Here is a 25,123-nt window from a genome sequence, read left to right as displayed (position 1 = left end):
CGCAGCATGGCAACGGTTACCCCACAGCGCTTATTGCAGGATCTGGCCAACGCCGAACTGGCGTTGCCGGAATTGCAGTCCATCCTGCCCAGCCTGCTCAAGCAGGGCGCGTTCAGCGCCGAGCAATGGCTGACGGCGCTGGATCAGGCGGTCGCCGAAGGCTGGATGGGCGAGGATTTCGCCGAACGCATCAAAGACATTCCCGGCTGGAACCCGGACGCGCCCGATGGCGCCGACACCCTGGACGATGACGACGCCGTTACCGTTATCGCGCATCACGACCGTGCCGACCCGCTGAGCGAAGAAGAAAGCGAACAGATGACGGTCATTGCGTTCCCGGAAGCGCCACCGAACCAGACTGAGATCGACGACGACCAGATGACCGTCATCGCCGATCACCGTCCGCCGGGTAATGACGATGACGAAGAAATGACCGTCATCGCCAACCCCGACGACGATGAAGACGAAGACCGCACCGTCATCAACACCAGCACCACCGGCCAGACCTCGACCGGCGGCACCATGCACACCACCGGCGCGCAGACCTCGACCACCGACAACACCTCGCAACGCTCCTGGGATTTGCCCGGTGCTACCAACCCGCAACTGCAAAACCTCGGTCCGGGCTCGATCATCAAAGACCGCTTTATTCTCGACAAAGTGCTCGGCGCCGGCGGCATGGGCAAGGTGTTCCAGGCGCGCGATTTGTTGAAGGTGGAAGCCAGCGACAGCAACCCGTTCGTCGCCATGAAAGTCTTGACTGAAGACTTTAAAGCACACCCTAAAGCCTTCGTCGCGTTGCAGCGCGAAGCCAGCCGCCAACAAAAACTGGCGCACCCCAACATCGTCACGGTGTTCGATTTCGACCGCATCGGCATGACCGGCACCCAGGTGTTCATCACCATGGAATTGCTGGTCGGTAAACCGCTGGATTCGTATATCCGCAAAGTGGTGCGGCCGCGCGGCGGGCTGCCGTTCGACGAAGCCTTTCCGATCATTAAACAGTTGGGCGCGGCGCTGTCTTACGCGCACCAACGCAACATCGTGCACTCGGATTTCAAACCCGGAAACGCCTTCCTGTGTGACGACGGTGCGGTGAAAACGCTCGATTTTGGTATCGCCCGAGCGATCAACGTGCGGGTCGTGGACGACGACACAAACGACAGCAGCGACAACACCGACACCCAAAGTGACGATTTCGACGCCGGTTCACTCGGCGCATTAACACCGGCCTACGCCTCGCTGGAAATGCTGCAAGGCAAAGACCCATCGACTCAGGACGACTTGTACGCCCTGGCCTGCGTCGCCTACGAACTGCTGACCGGCTATCACCCGTTCAACAAAAAATCGGCCACCAAAGCGATGGAAGCCAGCCTGGTGCCAGCGCCGATCAAGGGTTTGAAAACGCGGCAATGGCGCGGCTTGATGCACGGTCTGGCGTTTGAAAAAGACAAGCGCACCGAAACGGTCGAAGACTTCCTCGAAGAGCTGGAAGGCAAGGCCAATTACTACAAAAACCCCTGGGTGGTCGGGCCGGCCTTTGCGGTTATTTTTGCCGTGGCGGCGTATAACCCGGTGTCGAATTATCTCGATAACCGCCGTATCGAAGCGATGATCGACGACGTACTGACCGGCGAACCACAGGTGCTTGAAGACACCATCGACGTGCTGCCGAGCATGGACGTCAACGCCCAGAACCGCATCACCGACAGCGGCCGCGACATCTTCCAGTCGTACTTCCGCGAGCGGGTAGACGCGGTGGTCAACCTCGACGAACAGCACTACGACTTCGACGCGGCCGTGCGCGAACTGACGCGCATGGAACGGCTCTACCCCGACTCAGTGGCGCTCGACACCCTGCGCGGCCACCTCGAACTGCAACGCAACCGCTATCTGCTGCAACTCAGTCAGCAACTGAACCAGGCGCTTGCCAATGAATGGTTACTGCCCGGCGACGGCGGCGAGGGCAACAGCATTGGCGCCGTGCTCGAACGCGTCGCTCGGGTATCGCCGCAACACGCCTTGCTCAGCGACCCGCGCGTGCCGGATCTGTACGCCACGGTAGCGCAGGAAGCGATCAACCTGAGCGAGCTGGACAAGGCCGAGCAATTCCTCGGTGTCGGCCTGGCGCACATGCCGGACGACATCGACCTGATCAATACCCAAGACCGTTTGATGCTGGCGCGCCAGGATCAGCAACGTCAGCAACGTATTGCTCAATTGCAGCAACAGTTCGGCGACGCCCGAGCACAGCCGGTGAGCTGGCGGGATTTTGTCGAGCAGCACGACGCCATTGTCGAACTGTCGCAACTGGCACCGGGCGACCGGGCGTTGCGTCTGCTCGCCAATCTGGCCGCCCCGGCCGCCGCGTCGGCACTGAACGAAACCAGCGTGCGTGAACCGGTGAATCAGGATTTGCTGCTGGCGCTGAGCGTATCGCACCGCGACCTGAACGAAGATGACGCGCTCGACCAGATGGCCCAACGGCTGCAACAACGGTTGCAGTCGCCGGAAATGGACGCCCGCTGGGAAGCCGATGTCTACGGCCTGTTGCAACGCTTGCAGGCCGAACGCAGCCGCAGTTATCCGCCGCTGGTACAGGCGCGTGAGCAATTGGCCGCACTTTACTTGCAGCGCATCGATGAACTGGAACAGGCGCAGCGGTTCAGTCTGGCCGAAGCGGTGCTTGATCGCATTGACCGTTTCAATCTGAACGAGCCGAAACTGGCGTCGGCGCGCGAGCGCATTGAGACCGCCTACAACCAATTCCTGGTCGCGCGTGAAGCCGCCGCCCAACAGGCGCGCATCGAAGGCATGCAAAGCGATTTGCTGGTCGAAGCTGAAGCGCGCGCTGTGGACGAAGCCGAACAGACGCTCGCCGAACTGCGGCGCTACCTCGACAACGACGATCCGTTCCTGACCATCACCGCTGCCGATGCCATGGCCGAGGCGTATCTGGAATTGACCGAAGGGCTGGGTGCGCAGGGCGAGTACCGCGCCGCCACGCGCATGGCCGACCGGGGGTTGACCATCGCGCCGAACGATCTGCTGTTGCAGAACACGCGCGAGCAATTTCTGGTGGAAGCCAACATTGTCGACTTGAACGGCCTGTTCGGCGATTCGGATCATTTCGATACCCCGGCAGCGCAGGTGATGATCGATGAAATCCGCACCTTCGCGCCGGCGCGTTACCCGGACCTGGAACGACAATACACCCTGATGCTGGTCGAGCGGGTGATGGCTATGTCTGACGACGACCGCAAACAGGCAGAAAGTCTGGCGACGCGCGCCAGCATTCTGTTCCCGGGCAGCGCTCAGTTGACCCAGTTACGCGCTGAACTGGCACCGCCGCCCTGGACCGAAGGCCGCACCGCAAGGGTGGCGTTATCGACCGGCCGGTTGACCGAAGCGAGCAACATTCTGGCGTCGTCCAAAGAGCAGCTGCCGGAGCATCCGGAAGTGCTCGATTTCGAAAAAGACCTGACCGCCCGCATTGCCGACGCCGAAGCCCAATACGCCCAGTTCGAGGCCAGCCTCGACGCCCAGCAATACGAACAGGCGCGTGAGCAACTGTCGGCCGCCCGTCAGATGTGGACCGACAACCAGGAATACCGCAGCGCCATTTCCACGCTCAGCCAGCAGATGGCGCAACAGCGTTGGCAGGGCCGGATTCTGCAACGCGACGTCGATATCCGCACCTTGCGGACGCAATCGGAATTGACCGGCGCCGACATTACCGCGCAATCCTGGGTGCCAGTCACCAGCTCGCGGCCGTGCACCGAAGATTTGGGCGGCTACGGCCGGCGTGCCCGCGCCATCTGTTTCGACATGCTGCACGATCAGGTGCGCGGCCCATTGATGGTGGTGATTCCACGCTCCGGCGGCCGCAGCTTCGCCATGAGCAAGTACGAAATCTCCAACGAGGATTACAACAAATACTGTTTCCTTAGCGGCCAGTGCCCGGTTGACGATTCACTGGACAAAGACCTGCCACGCACCGGCCTGAGCTTCGCCCAGATCAGCGAATACGTGGATTGGGTTGCCGAACGCACCGGCCAGACTTATCGCCTGCCGACGCTGGAAGAATGGCATTACGCTGCCGATGCCGCCGGCCAACCGCCGCCGCGCGACTACAATTGTCGGGTGCGACTCGGCGGCCAGGTGTTGAAAGGCGACCAGATCAACCGCGTCTCGACCGGCCACCAAAATGGCTGGGGTTTGCAAAACGTCATCGGCAACGCTCAGGAAATTGTCTTCCAGGGCGATACCCGTTTGGCGGTGGGCGGTTCTTTCCAGGATCCGCACGCAGAATGCGGACTCGACTTGACCCGTCCATACACCGGCAGCGCCGACAACCTCACCGGTTTCCGACTGTTGCTGGAAGAGGTGCTGCCGCCGCCGTTACAGACCGTTAGCCAGTGACCGAGCCTTCAGCGCCAGGAAGAATGAAGATGCCAACCAATTTGAAAACCTTATCGCGCCAATACGCCAACGGTACCTTGAGCAAGGAAGAATACCGCCAGGCCAGAATGGACTTGCTGGAACGCGTCCACGAAGACGACACCACCCGGCCGCAAACGACGCTGCGTTCGCGTACTGGCGAACGCCAGCAAAGCGAGGGCGATGAGCTTTAGTCTGGCCTGAACGGCGCAGTGCGAGTGATCGATTGCTGCAACGCATTGTTCACTAACGCTCGACATTCGCCGTGATAAACTACGCGCTCCCGCCGATTCCTGGCGGGGCCGATCGGTTCGATCGTTCTGTTGTTACCCTTTCCATGAGGCTGTCATGTCCCTGCCTATCATCGCTTTGGCTGTTGCCGCTTTTGGCATCGGCACGACCGAGTTTGTCATTCTGGGTTTGCTTACCGCGGTGGCGGCTGATCTGAACGTCAGCATTCCGGCGGCCGGGCATCTGGTGTCGAGCTACGCCATTGGCGTGGTGGTTGGCGGGCCGATTCTGGCGGTGCTGACGGCGCGCTGGCCGCGGCGGCCGACCTTGATTGTGCTGATCAGCATCTTTCTGCTCGGCAATGTGCTCTGTGCCCTGGCGCCGAATTACTGGAGTTTGATGGTGGCGCGCGTGGTAACGGCGTTGTCGCACGGTGCCTTTTTCGGCATTGCCGCTGTAACCGCCGCGAGTCTGGCGGCGCCGGACAAACGTGCGCAGGCGATCTCGTTGGTGTTTGCCGGTCTGACCTTGGCCAACGTCTTGGGTGTGCCGGCAGGCGCGGCCATCGGTCAGGCGTTTGGCTGGCGCGCGACCTTTGCCGGTGTGGTGATTATCGGCGTGTTGGCGGTGCTGGCGATGATGCGCTGGTTGCCGACCGGGTTGCAGCCGAGCGCTGGCGGTATCGTCGGTGAATTCCGGGTGTTGCGGCAGGCGTCGGTATTGCTGGCGTTGGGGTTGAGTGCCTTGGCGTCGGTGTCGATGTTCACCGTGGTGACTTTTATTGAGCCGATGCTGCGCGATCTGACCGGCATTGGCGGTTTGTGGATCAGTGTGGTGATGGGCGTGTTCGGCGTCGGTTTGACGGCCGGGTCCATTTTCGGCGGCCGCCTGGGGCACCACGCGGTGATTCCGGTGCTGGTCAAACTGATGATCGGTATTGCCGTCATGCTGGCGTTGCTGGCGGCGGTGATCGGCTGGTTGCCGTTGGCGATGCTGGCGATTTTTGGTTGGGCAGCGCTGTCGTTTTCCATCGTGCCGTTGCTGCAATTGCTGGTGGTCGATCAGGCCGGCGACGCGCCGAATCTGGCGTCAACGCTGAACCAGAGCGCGTTTAATTTAGGCAACGCTGCGGGCGCGGCCCTCGGTGGCTTGGTGATCAGTCTGGGCGCGTCGATGCAGTGGATTCCGCTGGTCGGCGCGTTGGTCATTCTGCTTAACGCTGGCTTGGTGTGGTTGACTGGCCGCGCCATGCGCCGCCAGTCGCAACAATCGTTGGCCGCCGTATGATGCTGTGGTTTCTCATTGCCATCGCCGCAGGCTTGGCGGCGTTGGTCTGGAGTGCCGACCGGTTCGTGCTCGGCGCGGCCGTCACTGCCCGGTATCTGGGTTGGTCGCCGTTGATCATCGGCATGGTGGTGATCGGCTTTGGCACGTCGGCGCCGGAAATGACGGTTTCGGCGTTGGCTGCCTGGCAAGGCCAGAGCGGTTTGGCGCTGGGTAACGCCTTCGGTTCGAACATTACCAACATCGCTTTGATTCTGGGTGTGACGGCGTTGATCAGCCCCATCGCCGTGCAATCGCGCGTGTTGCGCGTTGAATTGCCGGTGCTGACCGGCGTTACCTTGCTGGCCTTTGCGCTGTTGGCAGACGGTCGCATCGGTCGCTTGGATGCCGTCGCGTTGCTGTTGGTATTTGCCGGTTTGATCGGCTGGATGCTGTGGCAGGCGAGGCGGGCCTCTGACGATGCGCTGGCGGCCGACGCCGATCAGGCTCTGGCGGCGCAAGCGTTGTCGCGCGGGCGGGCATTGTTCTGGCTGGTGTTCGGGCTGCTCGTGCTGGTGTTCAGTTCGCGTTTGCTGGTGTGGGGCGCGGTGGGCATTGCCACTCAGTTGGGCGTCAGCGATCTGGTGATTGGTCTGACCATTGTTGCCGTCGGTACTTCGTTGCCGGAATTGGCGTCGTCGGTGTTGGCGGCGCGGCGCGGCGAACACGATCTGGCGTTGGGCAATATTCTTGGCTCCAACCTGTTCAATACCCTGGCGGTGGTCGGGCTTGCTGGAGTGATCCGGCCGTTGCTGGCCGAGCCGGTGTTGTTGTCGCGCGATCTGGTGGTGTTGGTCGCGCTGACGCTGGCGCTGTTTCTGCTCGGCATGGGGCGGCGTGGTCGGCCCGGTCGTATTAATCGTTGGGAGGGCGGTGTGTTGCTGGCCGCTTTTGTCGGCTACACGGTCTGGCTTATCGCCAGCGTCTGAACGCTGGGTTCAATCGGGCGCCGTACCGGTTCGTGCTAGGCTCCCGTCGTTTGTTTGCTGTCGTTAGGATTCTTCATGCCCACTGCCATCGCCAGACCGATCGCCATTCTGATTCTGATCACCGCTGCAACCATGTTTGCAGGCAACCACGTTGCCGCCCGTCTGGCGTTCGACGACGGTACCGGTCTGTTGCTGGCGATTCTGGCGCGCGGTGGTGTGGCGTTGTTGATTATGACGGTGCTGGCGCTGTGGCAGGGGCATCGTTTTCGCGTTCCGGCCGGTAAGCGCGGCTGGCAGGTGTTGCTGGGGCTGATGATTGCCGGCCAGAGTCTGTGCCTGTATTCGGCGGTGGCACGGGTGCCGGTGGCGGTGGCGCTGCTGGTGATGAACACCTGGCCGATCTTGCTGGTGTTGTTGAATTGGGCGATCACCCGTCGGCCGCCGTCGTGGCGACTGGTGTCGATCATGGCGCTGATTCTGGCTGGCGTTGTGTTGGTGTTGGATGTGCCCGCCTGGTTGGCTGACCCGGCTGGCATGGGGCCGAACTGGTTGCCCGGCGTGGCGTTTGCGCTTGCCGCTGCCTGCTTTTTTACCGTCGCCATGTGGACTACGGATCACCGGCTTGCCGGTATGCCCGGCTCAGTGCGGTCGGTGTTTACCATGTTCACGGTGCTGATCGTTATGGTGTTCGGTGGCCTGTTCAGCCTGGTGCCGGGCGGGTTGGATGTGCCAACGGCGACTCAGGGTTGGGTCGGGTTGGCGTTGCTGGCGCTGCTGTATGGCACCGGCTCGACACTCTTGTTCGTGCTGGCGCCACGGTTGGACATGGCGCGCAACGCTCCGGTGGTGAATTTCGAGCCAGTGGCGTCGCTGATTCTCGGCTTTATCGTGCTCGGCCAGACGTTGTCGCCGTTGCAGTTGCTCGGCGGTGCCGTGGTGATTTGCGGCATTGTCTGGCTGAGCCTGGTGCGCGAGCTCTGACGCAGTGCCAGCCGTTACGGCTGGCCGGGAATGCCGCTCTGGCTCGGTTCGATCATCGTCAGTGGGATGTGCCGTTGGTAGAAGGTATCCAGCGGCATCGAAATGCCACTTTGAGTGACGATGCGCACGTGTTTGCGTTGCAGGTCTCGCGGACCAGCCACGCCGCACGAATGCGCCAGAATCCCCAAAAAGTGCACCATCTGAGCGTGATAATGCGCCACCCGTTCGGCTTTGTCGGCCGGCACTAAACCGCGTTGCAGGCGCGGGTTGTGCGTGGTGACGCCAGTCGGGCAGGTGTTTTTGTTGCATTGCAGCGACTGCACACAGCCGAGCGCGAACATAAAGCCGCGCGCTGACACGATGAAATCGGCGCCGGTCGCCAGCGCCCAGGCGACCTTCGACGGCACCATCAATTTACCGGACGCGACAATTTTAATGCGCTCGCGCATGCCTTCCGATTTCAGCGTATCGACCAGCCACGGCAGGCTTTCCTTGATCGGCAAACCGACGTAATCCATCAACGGTTGGGGCGCTGCGCCGGTGCCGCCGTCGGCGCTGTCGAGGGTGATGAAGTCGGGCGCGTATTCCAGGCCGCGTTCTTTGATGCGGCGCAGCAACGCCACCAGCCAGCCGGTTTCGCCGAGCACGCATTTGAAGCCGACCGGCTTGCCGGTAACGCGGCGCACGCGAACGATCATGTCGAGCAAATCGTCGGGTTGTTCGATGTCCAGATGACGGTTCGGGCTGATCGAATCTTCGCCTTCGGGAATGCCGCGCGCCCGGGCAATTTCTTCGGTGACTTTTTCGCCCGGCAGAATGCCGCCTTTGCCGGGTTTGGCGCCCTGGCTGAGTTTGATTTCGAACATCCGCACGCTGTCGTGCGCGGCAATTTCGCGCAGTTTTTCGTCGCTCAGATTGCCGTTCTTATCGCGCACGCCGTACTTGGCAGTGCCGATTTGAAACACCAGATCGCAACCGCCTTCCAGGTGAAAGCGCGACAGTGCGCCTTCACCAGTGTTCATCCAGCAACCGGCTTTGGCGGCGCCGAACGAGAGTGCCCGCACCGCCGGTTCCGACAGCGCGCCGTAACTCATGCCGGAAATATTGAAGAAAGATTTCGGCTGGTAAGGGTGTTTGGCGTCGGGACCGATGGTGACTGGCAGCGGGTGGTCGGCGGTGTCTTCGAGTGTCGGAAAGGCATCGTTCATAAAGAACAGCGAGCCGACCGGTTCGAGCGAGCGCGTCGAGCCAAAGGCAATGGTGTTGTCGAGGTTTTTGGCGGCGCGGTATACCCAGGAACGTTCGGCGCGGTTGAACGGCAACTCTTCGCGATCCATGGCGAAAAAGTATTGCCGGAAAAATTCGCCCAGGTGTTCGAACCAGTAACGGAAGCGGCCGATAATCGGATAATTGCGACGAATGGTGTGCGTGCTTTGGCGGCGGTCGATGATGTACAGGCCGATCAATACCAGCCCCAGTACGATCAAACTGCCCAGAATCAACAGGCCGGAAAAGGCCAGAATGGTCAGACCCAATTGAGTGAACGATCCGGACATGCAAACGGCTCCTCGGATGCGGCGGTAAAAACCGGGCGCCAGCCTAACAAAATTGCGTGGTCACAGCGCTAATTAAGTAACCGAACGTCATTTGATGTCGCCACAAAGTTGGCCTGAACGGCCAGCTTGATTAGAGTAGCGCCAATCCACAAAGCGGACCCGCCATGACCCTGCACAGCCCGGTGCGCAGTGTGCAACTGCCGCCGCAACTCGAACCCGATCCGTTACTTGATGCCGCTACTGCCGGCGAACAACTGGCCGACTTTCTGCGTCGGCATCCGCGTACGCTGGTGCTCACGGGCGCGGGTGTCAGCACCGATTCCGGCATTCCCGATTACCGCGACGACCAGGGCGGCTGGAAGCGCAAGCCTCCGGTGCAGCATCAGGTGTTTATGGGCGACGCCGCCATGCGCCAGCGGTACTGGGGCCGCAGTCTGATCGGTTGGCCGTTGATGAAACGGGCGCAGCCGAATCCGGCGCATTTTTATTTGGCGCAGTTGGAGCAGCGTGGTTTTGTCAGCGGTTTGATTACGCAAAACGTGGATGGCCTGCATCAGCAGGCGGGCAGTCGTTCGGTGATTGATCTGCACGGCCGTGCCGATGCGGTGATTTGCATGAGTTGCGGCTACCAGTGTTCGCGCGCCGATGTGCACCAACGTTGCGACGAATTAAACCCGGACTATCGCCATTATCAGGCTGAGGTCGCGCCCGATGGCGACGCCGATCTGGAAGTCGATTTCAGTCGTTTTGTCGTGGCGAACTGCCCGCAATGCGACGGCCTGTTGAAACCGGACGTGGTGTTTTTCGGCGACAACGTACCGCGCGAGCGCGTTGCCGATGCCTTCGCGCAATTGGCCGAAGCCGATGCTCTGTTGGTGGTCGGTTCGTCGATGATGGTCTATTCCGGGTTTCGTTTTTGCCGCCAGGCGCATCAGGCCGGGCAGCCGTTGGCGGTGTTGAACCTGGGCCGAACGCGCGCCGATCCGTTGGTCGATCTGAAACTCAACAGCCGCATCGCCGAGGCTTTGGCGGTCGCGGTTGAGTTGCTGTAACGATCAACCGACGACGCAAAAAAATCCCGGAGCGGTGAACGAGCCGGTCCGGGAAAAGGCAGCATGAAATGCCACCGCTGAGTGGGGAATAAATTAAGCAGCGTCGCTTTCGGCGTCGGGTACCGCATGCGGGCCTTTGGTCTCGGTGTCGACTTTGCCAGCCGCCGCCTGAGCCGCTTGTTCGCGGGCGACTTCCAGTTGTTCGCGCAATTCGCTTTCTTCGGTTTTCAGGGTTTCGGCCTTCACCTGGTCTTTCTCGACCAGCTTCAGCAATTCGATGGCGTCGCCAATGCGGTTGGCCTGAATGTGCTCAACAGCTTCGCTTTTACGCTCTTCAATGGCTTCCACCTCGAGCAGTTTTTCCAGGATTTTGTCGAGCTTGTTATTGAGCTTCTGGATCTCTTTGCCGGCGTTTTCCAAGGTCTTACCTATCAGTTGATAATCCACGTTCCAACTCCCAGGGTGTGAGCGGCGGGGTTTTGAGCGCCGCTCGTGGTTCGATATTCGGTACTGGATATTATTACAGTAGTTGGGCGCCGACAACCCCGAGCTGCGGCGGCGTTTTGGTGCGTCGAATTGGCCGGTTGCCACCTTTTGAAGCGCCTTGTGTGACTGTGCAAGCCTGGCGGCCGGCGGCGTCGGGTGTTTTGGAAATGGCATGCGCCTTGCGTTGGCAAGGTCGCATTGAGTAGAAGCGGTCAGGTTCAGCGAACCCGGGCATTGCTCACTGTCGGATCTGCAGCCGCAATGGCTAACGGATCGGATGGGCATTGGCTTCTCTCGACCGCTTTCCCGCCTTGGTCCCACTCCGTTTCGGCTGCATCTGTTGCCCATTTCCCGAACACGGAGACACACCATGAACCCATCCGAATACAGCCTCGAAGAATTGCGCTTTGAATCCACCCTCGGTGGCGAAGGCGTTGAAACCCATGACCGCACGGTGCCGTTGATTGATCTGAGCGAGTTCGAGAACCGTCGCGACGCCATTGGCGGTGAACTGTGGGCGGCGGCGAGCGAGGTCGGCTTCTTTCAGCTCACCGGCCATGGCCTGGCGCAAGCCGATATTGACAACGCCTTTGCCTGGTCCGAACGCTTTTTCGCGCTGCCCGAGGCGGAAAAATCCGACTGTGCGCTGAAGCCCGGCAAGAACGCGGGTTGGGAATTCCGCACCCAAAAACGACCGTCCACTGGCACGTTGGACCAGAAAGAGTCGTACCAGATTACCCGGCCGCACATGGACGACATCTGGCCCGCCAGCCTGCCGGATTTTCAGCCGCAACTGCTGGCATTCGAACGTGCCTGTTGGGAACTGGGCATGAAGGTGCTCAGTTGTCTGGCGGAACGGCTGGGGTTTGAAGCCGATTTTTTCACCCGCGCCCACGATTGGCGTCAGTCGGATTATCAAAGCACGCTGCGCCTGCTGCATTACTTACCGCTGGACGCCGCCGAGACCGGCCCCGGCATCTGGCGCGCGGGCGCTCACACCGATTTCGATTGTTTGACGATGGTGTTTCAGCGCACCGGCCAAGGTGGCTTGCAGCTGTGTCCGGGCAAAGACGCCCAAGGCCAGCAAGCCTGGACCAGCGTGGCAGCGCGCGACGGCATCATCACCTGCAACATTGGCGACATGCTGATGCGCTGGAGTGACGATCGGTTGAAATCGACGCTGCATCGGGTGCGGATGCCGAAACCGGGCGAAGACCAGGGCGCGCGTTACAGCCTGGCGTTTTTCTGCCAGGCCAATCGCGATGTGATGATTGAAAGTCCGGCGGGTAAATACCCGCCGATTACGGCGGCCGATTATCTGCAGCAACGCATTGCTGCAAACTTCCGCCCTTAGCGGGCGGCTAGGCCACGGTGGAGTGGCGTTGCGCCATCGGGGTGTGTCGCCACGCTAGAACGATCAAGATAACCAAGCCCAACAGCCGGGCGCTAACCACCAACGGCGACACGTCCGCTACCGGTGCCGGCCAGGCGATGCCGAGGGACGCGACCAGCCAGAGCAGTCGTTCGGGCTTGGGCATCGGCTGGCCCAGCCAACCGGCGAGGCCGATGGTCAACCCGCCGGTGGCGATAACCGCCAGCACGATGGCGCCGGCGATGTCGCCAGCCGAGCCGATCATTAACAAGCCCGGCATGGAAACGAACAGGAACGGCACCAGCAGTTTCACAAAACCGAGCCGGATCGATTCAATGGCCGTGGCGTTGGCGGACGCACCGGCGATGGACGCTGCTGCATAAGCGGCCAGTGCCACGGGTGGCGTAATTGCTGATACCAGTCCGAAGTAGAAAATGAACATGTGCGCGGCAATGGGTTCCATGCCCAAACGCGTCAGGGCGGGGGCAACCAGAACCGCCAGCAGCAAGTAAGCCGCTGAGGTTGGCAAGCCCATGCCGAGCACGAACGACGCTAAGGCGGTGAGCGCCAACACACCCCACAGACTGCCGCCGCCGGCTTCAACGATCAGGCTGGAGACCATCAGCCCCATGCCGGTCAGGTTGAGGATGCCGATCACGGTGCCAGCCGCCGCCACAGCGGCGACGATGGGCGCGGTGGCGACCAGAGTTTCCTTGCACACCACAGCGATGCCTTTGGGGCCGATGCGGGTGTCGCTGCGCCAGGGGCTGATCAGCAGGCCGGCCACAATGGCAACGACAGCCGCGTGCGTCGGTGAACGGCCGGCGACCATGAGTGCGATCAGCACGAACAGCGGTATCAGCATGTAGCCACGTGTGCGCAGCGTTTGGACGAGGAAGGCGAGGCCGCCTTCGGTGTCGCGCGCCAACCCGAGCCGCCCGGCTTCCAGGCGCACAGCGACCATGAGCGCGAACACATAGAGCAGCGCCGGAATCAGTGCCGCCAACGCCACTTGCGGGTATGGCATGCCGATCATTTCCGCCATCAAGAAGGCAGCGGCACCCATGACCGGCGGCATGATTTGCCCGGCGGATGAAGCCGCCGCTTCAATCGCCGCCGCCAGCCGTGGCGTGTAGCCGACTTTCTTCATCAACGGAATGGTGAAGGTGCCGGTGGTGACGACGTTGGCGACCGCGCTGCCGTTCAGCGAGCCGATCAGCGCGCTGGACAAGGCCGCCGACAAACCCGGCCCGCCCTGGACGCGGCCAGTCAGACCCCGGGCAATATCGACAAAGACTTCGCCAGTGCCAATGCGGCTGAGCAGTGCACCGAACAGCGCGAACAGGAAGATGTATTCGACCGCCACGCCCATGGGCACGCCGAAATAGCCTTCGGTGGACAACAGCAATGTTGAGGTCAGCCGCGCCAGATCGTATCCGCCGTGGCCGTATTTGCCCGGTATCACATAGCCGAACCAGGCGTAGGCAAACGCCAGCGCCATCAACGCCACCAGCGCCCAACCCAGCGTCAGCCGCACGAACACGAAGACGACGGCGACCAGTCCGAGAAACACCCACTCATCCATCGGCACCGACATGGCGCCGCGCATGATGATGTCCAGATAGCTGTGCCAGAGGTAGGGGCCGGGAATCAGCGCGACCAGCGCCAGCAGGTAGCACAGCAACCGCCAGCCGGGCCAACGCAAGCGCAGCGCCGCTGCCGACAAACCCGCTGCGGCGACGCCGGAGAAAAACAGCGAACGCAACAGCAAGGCGGTGATGCCGCCGAAATAAGCGCCGTAGATGACCAGGGCGGAAATCGCCACGGCCATAACAACAAAGAACCCGGATACGATCCGGGTTTCCAGAGGGCCGACCCGGCTGTCGAGCGCTAGGGTCGGGTGCAGTGCGGTCTCAGTCATGATCAGTGTTCGTCGAAGTAACGGGCCGCACCGGGATGCAGATCAATGGGCGTGCGCGGTGCGGTCTCTGCCGATATGGCGGCCGCTTGCGGGTGGACGGCACCGAGTTGGTCGAGGTGATCGAACAGCGCTGCGGTGATGCGGTAGACCAGATCATCCGAGGCACTGGCGGCGGTGAACAGGGTCGCCGGGTCGTTGATCATGATGACGGTGCTGGTCTGGTCGCCATAGGTACCGGCGGGAATCGCTTCCAGTTGGTAGAACGGATACTGCTTCAGCATGTCGGCGACAGTGGCCGCATCGACACCCAGCAGGCGCATGTTTTGTTGCGAGTCGAGATCGATCAGCGCGGCGGTTGGTGCACCGGCAAGCACGACGGTGGCGTCCACCTGGCCGTTTGCCAAGGCACTGACGCCTTCGTTGTAAGACAGGAACCGAGGCTGGATGCCGTCAAACACGCCGTAGGCTTCGAACAGACGCTGAGCCAGCACAGCGGCGTTGCTGCCCGGCGGGCCCATGGAGACGCGATGGCCGGCCAGTTCGCTGATGTCGGTGATGCCGGTTTTATCGATGGTCGCTACTTGCAGAACCGCCGGGTAGAGGTAGGCGACAGCGGCGACGTCCATGGTCTGGCCGTTAAACGGACCCATGCCGTTTTTGCCTTCATACAGCGTTGACGATGACGACAGACCGAATTGCATCTGGCCGGCGGATACGCGGCGGATGTTTTCAACGGAGGCGCCAGTGACTTCTGCGCGGGCGGTGGTGTCGGGCACGTGTTGGTTGATGGTGTCGGCCATGCCGGCGCCGATGACGTAAAACAGACCGCCGGTGCCACCGGTGCCGATGGACAGACGTTCATCCGCGTGCACTGGCGTAGATAACAGGGCCGCAGCGGCCAATACGGTTGGAACAACAGACAGGATTCGCATGAGAATCTGAACTCCTCGGTATCATTATTATTAGGTCGAGTCTTCGCTTGGGAGTGCGGTATTGCGGACGTCGCGCAAGCGTTGCTCAGTCAAACGCCGTTGCGGCTTACTTGCAAATAGGCAGTCCCAATCGGTTGTTTAGCCTGAATAGGCTGGCATTGCCAGCGAACACTGCGTTCGCTGGTTAACGTCATCGTTTGGCTGTTGCGTGAATTAGGGTAAGGCGTTTCATAACGGTTGGGTGCCATGAGCGATACGACGGTTTTGGTGGTTGTGCTGGTGTTGGTGTATTTGCTGTCCGGCGCGATTAAGGGGTTATCGGGTTTCGGTATGCCGATGGTGTCGATCCCGGTGTCGACGTTGTTGCTGGGCGCGACGGTGCCGCAGGCAATGAGCTGGGCGCTGATGCCGGTGTTTGCCACCAACGTGGTGCAGCTTGCCCAGCATTGGTCGCGCCGCGGTGTTGTGCGTCGGATCTGGCCTTTGGTGCTGGGCATGGCGGTGGCGTTGGCGGCGTCGGTGCAGTTGCTGGCGTGGCTGAGTGCACCGGTGTTGTCGATGTTGGTGGGCGCCATGATGTTGGTGTCGGTGGCGTCTCAGTTGGCTAAGCCGATGCAGTTTTCGCCATCGTGGCAGCCGTGGGCGCTGGGTATCAGTGGCCTGATCAGTGGCGCTTTGGGTGGTGTGACGTCGTTTTTCGGGTTCCCGGCGTTGCAGGCGTTGATCGCTTCGGGGCTGCATAAAGACGACTTTGTGTTTTCCGTCAGCCTGACGTTTCTGGTCGGCGGTGTGATTCTGGCCATCGGCCTGGGCGGACAAGGCTTGGTGACGGGAACGGACGCGCTGCTCTCGTTGCTGGTATTACTGCCAGCGCTGCTGGGTTTGAACCTGGGACATCGGGCACGCAACCGCCTGTCGGTAACGGCGTTTCGTCGGCTGATTTTTGGGTTGCTGCTGCTGACCGGGCTGTCGATGGTGGCCAACGGCTGGTTGCGGCTCTGATTTAAACCCAGGCCCAGACCGTCTATTCGGCGGGCTTGATGCGCAGCAGCCGGCCGCTGTCGGTACTCACATACAACCAGCCGCGCTCAGGGCTGATTGCTAACGCGCGGATGCGTTCGTTCAATTCACCCAGTAAACGTTCTTCGTCGATGGGTTCGCCCGCCTCGTTCAGGCTGACTCGATTCAGGTGCTGCAAGACCAGGGCGCCGGCGAATAAATTGCCGCGCCAGGCCGGGAAGGCATCGCCGTGATACACCACCAGGCTGCTCGGTGCGATGGACGGCACGTAGACCTTGGTGGCGGCGGTCATGCCCGGCAGTGACGACTCACCCACATCGACCGGTCTCCAATATTCCTGCCCCTGAGACACCAGCGGCCAACCGTAGTTGGCGCCCGCTTCGATGCGGTTGATTTCATCGCCACCGCGCGGCCCGTGTTCGATTTCCCACAACCGGCCGGTGGCCGGATCAAACGTCAGCCCTTGCGGGTTGCGGTGCCCGAGACTCCAGATTTCGTCCAACGTATTGGTGTCGCCAATAAAGTGATTGTCGGCTGGAACGGTGCCATCGAGATTCAGCCGCAGAATGCTGCCAGCGTGCGTTTGGCGGTTTTGGCCGTTGGGGCGTTCGCCGCGATCACCGATGCCGAAAAAAACGTGGCCGTTGTTATCGAACGCGATGCGGCTGCCAAAGTGACGCTGGGTGGATGTGATCGATTCGGTGACCAGTAAATCCTGCCAGTCGTTCAGTCGGTTGCCGTCGAGCCGGGCGCGGGCCAGGGTTGTGGCAGCGCGTCCACTTTTCGGCTTGGCGTAGGTGAAATAGAGCCAGCGGTTTTGGGCGAAATCCGGGCTGACGGCAACATCCAGCAAACCACCCTGACCTTGGGCGGAGACCTCGGGCAGGCCGGTCAGCGTTTGGCGCGTGCCATCGTCGGTATTCAAACGCCAGGCCCGGCCGCTTCTGTCGGTGACGATCAGCGTCGTTTCGTCGATAAAGGCGAGACCCCAGGGGACGCCCAGATTGCTGGCGATTGGTTCAACAACAAAGGATTGGCCGGCGCTGCGACCTTCAAGCAAGAGCGCAGCGGATGCCCAGGATGCACAGCTCAATAACGCGAGCAACAGTAACGGGCGGGGCGATGGCATGGTCAGCACTCCGGGGCGATTTATGCGGCTTCACTGTGGCTGGCTGACTGTCCATGCGCAAGGCCGGGCGACTATACTGTCGCCATGAATCAATTGCTCATTTTGCTGATCCTGTTTGGCAGTCAGATTGGCTTGTCCGATTTCCTGTTGCTGCCCGCCCACGCTGCTCGTTCCGGCGAGCTCAGCTTTTTGCTGCTGTACGCCATTTTCAAACTGGTGATTGTCCTACCGTTGTTGCACGCCGAATTGGTAGCGGGGCGTTACCAGGGGGTGTCGCCGGTCGAATTGGCGACGGAACGGCGTGGCCGGCCCTGGGCGCGTGCCTTGCTGGTGTGTTTGCTGGCGGCGGTGCTGTGCGTGTTGGCGATTAACCTCTATAACGCCAGTTGGACGTTGGCGGTTGGCTGGGACGGTTTGACCGGCCGGCTGGCGGGTTTCGACCGATTGGATCGCGTGCTTTATTGGTACGAATTGGGTCTGCAAAACGAACGCCTGGTGGCGCTGATTCTGTTGCAAGTGGTGCTTCTGGGCGCGGTGGCGATTTTCGCTTGGACCGGCGCGGCGCTGGTTTACGCCCTGGTGTTGCCGCTGTGTCTGGTGTTGATGTTGGTCCAGATACCGGACGTGGTGGTGTTGCTGCGCGAATGGGACTGGCACCCGATTGGCGTCAGCGAAACCATTCAGGCGTTGCAATACGCGCTGACCTCGTCGATGGCCGGCTTTATGGTCTGGTATCTGATTGGCAGCCGATTGCCGCTAAGTTTGCCGACCGGGCGTTGGGTGTTGGCGGCGCAGTTGTTCGATTTGTGTCTGGGTCTGGTAATCGTCGCGACATTGCACGCCGGTCTGGCGGTGACCGATATGTCCGGCTCGGAAGCAGGTGTGGTGTTGCAGGCCATGGTCGCCCAATTGGCGCAGAGCGATGGTTTGTCGCCGACCTGGGCTGCGTTTGTTGCGGTGGGTTCTGTCGTTGGTGCTTTGGGCAGTTTGCCGCTGTTGCTGCATTTTTCATTGGTGCACACCGGACGCAGCAGTCGACGTTGGTTGATCGCGGCGTTGTTCGCGGCTCTGTTGCTGGCGTTGCTGCTGCAATTGTCCGCTCGGGTCGAACCCAGATTGACCTGGTACGGCCTGCCGCTCACCGAAGTGTTCAGTCGTTTCGCCTTCTCGTTGGTGGCGCCGGCCATGGCGCTATTGACCACGCTTTGGGTGGGTTGGGGGTTGTCGCCGAATCAGGTGCTAAAGCAGGTGAATCCACGCACGGGCGGCCGCTATCTGGCCTGGCGTCTGGCGGTCAAGGTGTTGATACCTATTGCGGTTGCGTTAGTATTCGTCCGCGCCACTCTTGGCTTTGGTGGCGCCAGCCCCACGCAGGTATTGGGGGTCGCCATTCTGTTGCTGGTGTTGTGGCGATTGTTCGATTGGTTACGCCAGCAAGCCGTGTATCCGCGCTTTTAGTGAGTGGCCCTGGCAAGGGCTCTGTCCAAACAGGTTGTCATGACTGAAATCCATCGCACCGCCCTGGTGTCGCACTCCGCCGAAACCTTCTACAACCTGATCAACGATGTGGAAGCCTATCCTGAGTTTCTCGATGGCATTGTGGCTGCCGAAGCGGTTGAGTCGTCGGAGACAGAAATGGTGGGGCGGTTGGTGGTGCGTAAGGCTGGCATCGAACGAACCTTGGTGACGCGCAACCAGTTGCAACGACCACATCGCATCGAACTGACGTTGGTGGAAGGGCCGTTGAAGAGTTTGTCCGGCTGCTGGACGCTGACGCCATTGGGTGACGATGGTTGCCGAGTCACCCTGGACATGGCGTTTGAGACCGATGGTCTGTTGGCGATGGCGTTTGGGCCAATCATGCGTCAATTGGCGGATCGAATGGTGGATGCCTTTGTGCAGCGGGCGGACCAATTGTATGGCTGAGCCAGCGGCGATGATTCAAGTCGAAGTGGCGTTTGCGACGCCGCAGAAACAGCAGATTGTGACGCTGGATGTGCCGTCAGGTACCACAGCAGCAGAAGCGGTCCGGCACAGTGCCATTGCGAAGGATTTTCCGGAGTTCGATTTTGCTGGTGCGCCGCTGGGCATTTTTGGTCGCAAACTGTCGCAGCCGGAATCGACGGTCTTGCAGGCGGGTGATCGGGTTGAGGTGTACCGACCGTTGTTGATCGACCCCAAGCAGGCCCGGCTCAATCGTGCTGCCAAGGCCCGCGAATCGAATTAAATCCGCGTGTGTCAGCTGCGATTAATGCGCGCGACCCGACCGCCTTCAAACTCGACTTCCAAGTGTTCAAATTGTTCGCCGTCTTGCTGAATCGGATATACCCAGCGTTGTTCTGGCAGTTCTCCGGTCAGCATCGGTGTGCCCAACAGGAACTGAACCTGGTCCGGTGTCATACCCGTTTCCAGTTGTTGCAGCTGTTCCGGACGAATGTAGTTGCCCTGTTTTAATTCGGGCTGATAGGGCTGAAAGAAACTGCAGGCGGCCAGGCTGGAGACTATAAGCGCCATTGCAATTAACTTTGTTCTTTTCAAGTTCAAATCGTTATCATCCTCGACAGAATAATGGCCCCGCGGGGCGCGGCGCAGTGTAACACCGACCCAAGGAGACGATAAGTGACAACACAAAATCAGGAGCTCAAAAAAGCGGGTTTGAAGGTGACTTTGCCCCGATTGAAAATTCTTCAGATGTTCGAAGGCAATCCGGACGGCCATCTCAGTGCAGAAGAAGTCTATAAGGCGTTGCAGGATGGCGGTGAAGATGTGGGTCTGGCGACGGTTTACCGGGTGCTGACTCAGTTTGAATCGGCTGGTTTGGTGATGAAACACAACTTCGACGGCACGCATTCGGTGTATGAACTGGCCAGCGAAGAGCATCACGATCACATGGTAAATATTGAGAATGGCGAAGTGGTTGAGTTCGTCGATCCCGTCATTGAAGAACGTCAGCGTGCCATTGCCAAAGAGCATGGTTTTGACTTGGTAGATCACAGCCTGGTGCTCTACGTCCGTCCCAAGAAATAACGCCCTTCCTATATATGCCCAACCTTGGTCTGCCTGAATCGACACTCGGCAGACCAAGGTGTCGTAGCTTCCTTTCTTCCTTTCCCGTAACTGACGTTCTTGCTGTTAATTAACTTTCTTAGGCGTCATTAACGTTGCTGATTAATCAATGTTGCCGATGATGCCGCATCAGCATTTCTTCGGCGTGTGCCCGGGTTTGTGCCGTGATGTCGATACCGCCCAGCATCCGGGCAATTTCATCGATGCGTCGGCTGTCTTGGATTGGGCGAATGTCGGTGCGGGTGCGGTCGGCTTCCTGTTGTTTAATCACCACGCAATGGTGGTGGCCGAGGGCGGCGACTTGCGGTAAGTGGGTAACGCAAATCACCTGGCCGCGTTCACCCACGGCGCGCAACATCAAACCGACAATTTCGGCTGTCGCGCCGCTGATACCGACATCCACTTCGTCAAACACCAGGGTCGGAATGGTGGAATGTTCCGCGCAGATCACTTGGATCGCTAGGGAAATTCGCGACAGTTCACCACCGGAAGCAACCTTCGCCAGCGGTCGCAACGGTTGCCCCTGGTTCATGCTGACCTGGAATTCGATGCGGTCCAGGCCATCGGCTGTGGCTTTGTCGAGTGCTTCGCACAGCACTTCAAAACGAGCCCCAGGCATGGAGAGCTGGTTCAGCTTGTCCATCACTTCCGCACTGAAACGTGCTGCTGCCTGGCGGCGTCCATTGCTTAGCTGATGAGCCAAATCGAGATACCGATGTTCCAGTTGCTCAACCTCTTCCGCCATGCCATCCAGATTTTCGGCATCTGACGTCAGGCTTTGCAGTTCCTCGGCCAGCAGTTGGCTGTGTTCCGGCAGTGCTTCTGAACGAATTTGGTGTTTGCGCGCCAGGCTGTGGATGCGGTCGAGGCGTTCTTCCACTTCCTGCACCCGTGCTTCGTCGACTTCAAAACTTTCCAGGTAGCTGTCCAGATCGCCACTCGCTTCCTGCGCCTGAATCAAGGCGCTTTCCAATAAGCTGATGGCGTTATTCAGTCGCGGATGTCCGTCTTGCAGGCTGCTGAGCCGTTGCAGCGCCTGCTTCAAGGCGGTGAGGGCGTCGCTATCGTCTTCGTTTTCCAGCAGTTGCCGGGCGGCATAGCTTTCGCTGACCAGTGTCTCGGTTTGGCTGTAGCGGCGGAATTCCTGCTCAAGTGCATCTACTTCGTCAACTTGCAACGCGAGTTGCTGCAATTCATCGACTTGATATTCCAGCAGTTGGCGACGGGCGGCGTTTTCGTCGGCGTTGTCTTTCAACTGGCGGTATTTGCGCGCACGGCCTTGCCATTGCAGCCAGGCCTCGCGCACGGTCTGGCGCAGTGTTTCCTGGCCGGCGTATTCGTCGAGCAAACGCAGATGGGTGTCGACGCGCAGCAGTGATTGGTGCGCGTGTTGGCTGTGGATGTCGATCAGGCATTCGCCCAGGTCTTTGAGTTCGCTGAGCGGAACGGGCTGGCCATTGATGTAGGCGCGTGAGCGGCCTTCGGCGGAGACAGTGCGCCGCAAGATGCAGTCGTCGCCCTGGTCCAGGTCGCGCTCGGCGAGCCAGGTTTGGGCGGTGGGGATTCGGCTGACCTGGAAGCTGGCGGTCACTTCGGCGCGTTTTTCACCGTGGCGCACGATGGCTGAATCGGCGCGTTCGCCGAGCGCGAGAGACAGGCCGTTCAGCAGGATGGATTTACCAGCGCCGGTTTCGCCGGAAATGGAGGTCATGCCTTTATGCCATTCAATTTCAACGTTGTCGGCAATGGCGATGTTTCGAATAACCAGATTCTGCAACATGGGATATTCCCTGAGCACAACGAATACTGGCTATATGTACAGTATTATTTGGCATGATTCAAGCGGCTTGCGTATCGGTGGTTTTATTCCCTTGAAATAGTAAGGCCAGTCCCAATTAATTCGGCCAGTTAACCAACTGAATCAACTTCGTACCGACTGGGTATGAGGGTGATTGTATCGCCCGGCGTTCGCCGGATAAGTACAGATTATTTGAATTTGGGATTCGACGATGGCAAGCGAAGATAAACCAGTAGAGACCCAGGAAGACATTGCCGCTGCCGAAGCAGCAGCCGAAACCGATCAACAGGCTGGCGCTGATGCGTCTGATCTGGCGGAGCAGTTAGTCGCCGCGCAACAACAGGCACAGGATAACCGCGAACAATATCTGCGTGCCGAAGCGGAAATGGCGAACCTGCGGCGTCGGGTGGAAAAAGACGTCGAGAATGCCCACAAGTTTGGGCAGGAAAAACTGGTCAAGGAAATGCTGACGGTCGTGGATAACCTCGAGCGGACTCTGGCCGCCATCGGTGAAGAAACCGATGATGTCAAACCGCTGAAAGAAGGGGTTGAGATGACGCTGAAAGGCCTGCTCGACACCTTTGAGAAACTGAACGTGGTCGCCGTCGATCCGCAGGGCCACCCGTTCGATCCGCAATTGCACCAGGCCATGTCTATGGTGGAAAACCCGGATATGGAACCCAACACCGTTATCGCTGTGATGCAAAAGGGCTACACCCTGCACGATCGTTTGGTGCGCCCGGCCATGGTGATGGTTAGTAAAGGCGGCGGTGCAGGCGGTCAAAGCATCGACGAAACCGCTTAATAACCCTGCGCAGTGCAGGGTCTTGAATTCGAAACAGCCGCTCACATATAGCGAAGCAAGCAGTTAAACGAACTACGGAGTGTCAGTTAAAATGGGCAAGATCATAGGCATCGACTTGGGCACCACCAACTCGTGTGTGGCCATCCAGGAAGGCGACAAGGCGAAGGTGATCGAAAACGCCGAGGGCGATCGTACCACCCCGTCCATTGTGGCCTTCACCGACGATGACGAAACTCTGGTTGGTCAGCCGGCCAAACGCCAGGCCGTCACCAACCCCACCAATACCCTGTACGCGGTCAAGCGTTTGATCGGTCGTCGTTTCGAGGACGATGTTGTCCAGAAGGACATCAAGATGGTCCCGTACGAGATCGTCAAAGCTGATAACGGCGACGCCTGGGTGAAGGTTAAAGGTGATAAAAAAGCACCGCCGCAGATTTCTGCCGAAGTGCTGAAGAAGATGAAGAAAACCGCTGAGGAATACCTCGGTGAAGAAGTGACCGAAGCGGTAATCACCGTGCCGGCTTACTTCAACGATTCCCAGCGTCAGGCGACCAAAGACGCCGGCCGCATCGCCGGTCTGGAAGTTAAGCGCATCATCAACGAGCCGACCGCTGCCGCTTTGGCTTACGGTATGGACAAAAAACGCGGCGATAGCGTCGTGGCCGTCTATGACCTCGGTGGTGGTACCTTCGATATTTCCATCATCGAAATCGCTGAAGTCGATGGTGAGCATCAATTTGAAGTGCTGGCTACCAACGGTGACACCTTCCTCGGTGGTGAAGACTTCGACCTGCGCCTGATCGAATACCTGGCGGAGAGCTTCAAGAAAGATTCCGGCATCGACCTGAAAGGCGATCCGCTGGCGATGCAGCGTCTGAAAGAAGCCGCTGAAAAAGCCAAGATCGAGTTGTCGTCCAGCCAGCAGACCGACGTCAACCTGCCGTACATCACTGCCGACCAGTCCGGCCCGAAACACCTGAACGTCAAGGTGACTCGCGCCAAACTGGAATCGCTGGTGGAAGATCTGGTTGAGCGTTCATTGGAGCCGGTTCGCACCGCACTGCGCGATGCCGATCAGGAAATTTCCGACATCAACGAAATCATCATGGTTGGTGGTCAGACGCGTATGCCGCTGGTGCAGAAACGCGTTGCCGACTTCTTCGGCAAAGAGCCGCGTCGTGATGTGAACCCGGATGAAGCGGTTGCCATTGGTGCAGCGATTCAGGGTGCGGTGTTGTCTGGCGATGTTAAAGACGTGTTGCTGCTCGACGTTACCCCGCTGACGTTGGGTATCGAAACCATGGGCGGCGTGATGACGTCCTTGATTGAGAAGAACACCACCATCCCGACCAAGAAGAGCCAGGTGTTCTCCACTGCAGATGACAACCAGGGCGCGGTGACCATTCACGTGCTCCAGGGCGAGCGTAAGATGGCGAGCCAGAACAAGTCGCTGGGTCGGTTTGACCTGGCTGACATTCCGCCGGCGCCGCGTGGTGTGCCGCAGATCGAAGTCAGCTTTGACATCGACGCCAACGGTATTCTGAACGTCTCGGCAAAAGATAAAGGCACTGGCAAAGAACAGTCGATCATCATCAAAGCCAGCTCTGGTTTGAGCGATGATGAAATCGACAAGATGGTTAAAGACGCTGAAGCGCACGCCGAGGACGACCGCAAGTTCGAGGAATTGGCGCAGGCTCGCAACACCGGCGACGGCTTGGTTCATGCCACGCGTAAGACCTTGAAAGACGCGGGCGACAAAGCAACCGATGAAGAAAAAGCTGCCATCGAAAAAGCGGCCGAAGAGTTGGAAGAAGCGCTCAAAGGCGATGACATCGAGGCCATCAACGCCAAGACCGAAGCGTTGAGCGAAGCGTCCGCCACCCTGGCGCAGAAACTCTACGCTGAGCAAGGCGCGGATGCAGCGACTGGCGGTGCTGAGTCTGCTTCCTCGACTTCCGACGACGCCGTTGATGCGGAGTTCGAAGAAGTAAAAGACAACAAGTAAGCGGCCTCTGGCTGACTCTTGGCTGCGACCTGGTCGCAGCCCCATCGGCTCCGAGGTGTGTTCCAACGCACCCGGGG

At 59.8% G+C, this 25,123-nt stretch carries 21 protein-coding genes; 14 read left to right on the top strand and 7 right to left on the bottom strand.

The window, feature by feature from the left end:
• Positions 1 to 6 precede the first annotated feature (6 nt).
• The 5 genes from DW349_RS14570 (at position 7) to DW349_RS14550 (ending at position 7,904) form a co-directional block, all read left to right on the top strand.
• A complete protein-coding gene (locus DW349_RS14570; protein WP_108123923.1) occupies positions 7 to 4,422 on the top strand; it encodes a bifunctional serine/threonine-protein kinase/formylglycine-generating enzyme family protein in 4,416 nt (1,471 codons plus the stop codon).
• Between the two features lie 29 nt (positions 4,423 to 4,451).
• A complete protein-coding gene (locus DW349_RS14565) occupies positions 4,452 to 4,634 on the top strand; it encodes an SHOCT domain-containing protein (protein WP_108123922.1) in 183 nt (60 codons plus the stop codon).
• 154 nt (positions 4,635 to 4,788) lie between these two features.
• Positions 4,789 to 5,958: an MFS transporter gene (locus DW349_RS14560; RefSeq protein ID WP_108123921.1), complete on the top strand. Its 1,170-nt coding sequence runs from the start codon at positions 4,789 to 4,791 to the stop codon at positions 5,956 to 5,958.
• Positions 5,958 to 6,923 (top strand): calcium/sodium antiporter, encoded by a 966-nt coding sequence (locus DW349_RS14555; RefSeq protein ID WP_108124358.1) that lies wholly within the window; start codon positions 5,958 to 5,960, stop codon positions 6,921 to 6,923. The genes DW349_RS14560 and DW349_RS14555 overlap by 1 nt, the downstream gene beginning before the upstream one ends.
• Before the next feature lie 75 nt (positions 6,924 to 6,998).
• A complete protein-coding gene (locus DW349_RS14550; RefSeq protein ID WP_108123920.1) occupies positions 6,999 to 7,904 on the top strand; it encodes a DMT family transporter in 906 nt (301 codons plus the stop codon).
• 14 nt (positions 7,905 to 7,918) lie between these two features.
• On the opposite strand, the gene DW349_RS14545 is transcribed toward DW349_RS14550, so the two are convergent.
• Positions 7,919 to 9,460 (bottom strand): FMN-binding glutamate synthase family protein, encoded by a 1,542-nt coding sequence (locus tag DW349_RS14545; RefSeq protein WP_108123919.1) that lies wholly within the window; start codon positions 9,458 to 9,460, stop codon positions 7,919 to 7,921.
• A gap of 164 nt (positions 9,461 to 9,624) precedes the next feature.
• On the opposite strand from DW349_RS14545, the gene DW349_RS14540 reads away from it, so the two are divergent.
• The gene (locus DW349_RS14540) at positions 9,625 to 10,512 is read left to right on the top strand and encodes an NAD-dependent protein deacetylase (protein WP_108123918.1); all 888 of its coding nucleotides are present in this window, start codon (positions 9,625 to 9,627) and stop codon (positions 10,510 to 10,512) included.
• Positions 10,513 to 10,605: 93 nt separating this feature from the next.
• Here the strand turns inward: DW349_RS14540 and DW349_RS14535 are convergent, their stop codons facing one another.
• Entirely contained in the window at positions 10,606 to 10,959 is a 354-nt protein-coding gene (locus DW349_RS14535; RefSeq protein ID WP_108123917.1) for a hypothetical protein, read from the bottom strand.
• A gap of 409 nt (positions 10,960 to 11,368) precedes the next feature.
• On the opposite strand from DW349_RS14535, the gene DW349_RS14530 reads away from it, so the two are divergent.
• The gene (locus tag DW349_RS14530) at positions 11,369 to 12,352 is read left to right on the top strand and encodes an isopenicillin N synthase family dioxygenase (RefSeq protein ID WP_108123916.1); all 984 of its coding nucleotides are present in this window, start codon (positions 11,369 to 11,371) and stop codon (positions 12,350 to 12,352) included.
• A 7-nt stretch (positions 12,353 to 12,359) separates the two neighbouring features.
• Here the strand turns inward: DW349_RS14530 and DW349_RS14525 are convergent, their stop codons facing one another.
• Together DW349_RS14525 and DW349_RS14520 are read right to left on the bottom strand one after the other, a co-directional pair.
• The gene (locus DW349_RS14525; protein ID WP_108123915.1) at positions 12,360 to 14,291 is read right to left on the bottom strand and encodes a TRAP transporter permease; all 1,932 of its coding nucleotides are present in this window, start codon (positions 14,289 to 14,291) and stop codon (positions 12,360 to 12,362) included.
• A gap of 2 nt (positions 14,292 to 14,293) precedes the next feature.
• Entirely contained in the window at positions 14,294 to 15,223 is a 930-nt protein-coding gene (locus DW349_RS14520; RefSeq protein WP_108123914.1) for a TAXI family TRAP transporter solute-binding subunit, read from the bottom strand.
• A 246-nt stretch (positions 15,224 to 15,469) separates the two neighbouring features.
• Here DW349_RS14520 and DW349_RS14515 point away from each other — a divergent pair, with 246 nt between their 5' ends.
• Positions 15,470 to 16,225, top strand: coding sequence for a sulfite exporter TauE/SafE family protein (locus DW349_RS14515; protein WP_108123913.1), 756 nt, complete (start codon positions 15,470 to 15,472; stop codon positions 16,223 to 16,225).
• A 22-nt stretch (positions 16,226 to 16,247) separates the two neighbouring features.
• On the opposite strand, the gene DW349_RS14510 is transcribed toward DW349_RS14515, so the two are convergent.
• Positions 16,248 to 17,372 carry a PQQ-dependent sugar dehydrogenase gene (locus DW349_RS14510; RefSeq protein ID WP_108123912.1) on the bottom strand — a complete coding sequence of 375 codons (1,125 nt, stop codon included), beginning with the start codon at positions 17,370 to 17,372 and terminating at the stop codon, positions 16,248 to 16,250.
• Between the two features lie 84 nt (positions 17,373 to 17,456).
• Here DW349_RS14510 and DW349_RS14505 point away from each other — a divergent pair, with 84 nt between their 5' ends.
• Genes DW349_RS14505 through DW349_RS14495 form a run of 3 tightly spaced genes read left to right on the top strand, consistent with a single transcriptional unit; the run spans position 17,457 to position 19,599 of the window.
• Positions 17,457 to 18,830, top strand: coding sequence for a hypothetical protein (locus DW349_RS14505; RefSeq protein WP_108123911.1), 1,374 nt, complete (start codon positions 17,457 to 17,459; stop codon positions 18,828 to 18,830).
• Positions 18,831 to 18,869: 39 nt separating this feature from the next.
• Positions 18,870 to 19,298, top strand: coding sequence for a type II toxin-antitoxin system RatA family toxin (locus DW349_RS14500; RefSeq protein WP_108123910.1), 429 nt, complete (start codon positions 18,870 to 18,872; stop codon positions 19,296 to 19,298).
• On the top strand, positions 19,291 to 19,599 hold the full coding sequence (locus DW349_RS14495) for an RnfH family protein (RefSeq protein WP_108123909.1): 309 nt from the start codon (positions 19,291 to 19,293) through the stop codon (positions 19,597 to 19,599). Before DW349_RS14500 ends, DW349_RS14495 begins: the two co-directional genes overlap by 8 nt.
• An 11-nt stretch (positions 19,600 to 19,610) precedes the next feature.
• On the opposite strand, the gene DW349_RS17405 is transcribed toward DW349_RS14495, so the two are convergent.
• Positions 19,611 to 19,886 carry an outer membrane protein assembly factor BamE gene (locus DW349_RS17405; protein WP_157954204.1) on the bottom strand — a complete coding sequence of 92 codons (276 nt, stop codon included), beginning with the start codon at positions 19,884 to 19,886 and terminating at the stop codon, positions 19,611 to 19,613.
• Positions 19,887 to 19,991: 105 nt separating this feature from the next.
• On the opposite strand from DW349_RS17405, the gene fur reads away from it, so the two are divergent.
• Positions 19,992 to 20,399, top strand: coding sequence for a ferric iron uptake transcriptional regulator (fur, locus tag DW349_RS14485; protein WP_108123907.1), 408 nt, complete (start codon positions 19,992 to 19,994; stop codon positions 20,397 to 20,399).
• Between the two features lie 145 nt (positions 20,400 to 20,544).
• On the opposite strand, the gene recN is transcribed toward fur, so the two are convergent.
• Positions 20,545 to 22,218 (bottom strand): DNA repair protein RecN, encoded by a 1,674-nt coding sequence (gene recN, locus DW349_RS14480; RefSeq protein WP_108123906.1) that lies wholly within the window; start codon positions 22,216 to 22,218, stop codon positions 20,545 to 20,547.
• Between the two features lie 229 nt (positions 22,219 to 22,447).
• Here recN and grpE point away from each other — a divergent pair, with 229 nt between their 5' ends.
• Together grpE and dnaK are read left to right on the top strand one after the other, a co-directional pair.
• Entirely contained in the window at positions 22,448 to 23,041 is a 594-nt protein-coding gene (grpE, locus tag DW349_RS14475) for a nucleotide exchange factor GrpE (protein ID WP_108123905.1), read from the top strand.
• A gap of 91 nt (positions 23,042 to 23,132) precedes the next feature.
• Positions 23,133 to 25,046 carry a molecular chaperone DnaK gene (gene dnaK, locus DW349_RS14470; protein WP_108123904.1) on the top strand — a complete coding sequence of 638 codons (1,914 nt, stop codon included), beginning with the start codon at positions 23,133 to 23,135 and terminating at the stop codon, positions 25,044 to 25,046.
• Positions 25,047 to 25,123 lie beyond the last annotated feature (77 nt).

The organism is Saccharospirillum mangrovi (assembly GCF_003367315.1).
Lineage (GTDB): Bacteria > Pseudomonadota > Gammaproteobacteria > Pseudomonadales > Natronospirillaceae > Saccharospirillum > Saccharospirillum mangrovi.
The sequence above is the reverse complement of the archived record's forward strand: the minus strand, read 5'-3'. Positions and strand labels throughout refer to the sequence as shown.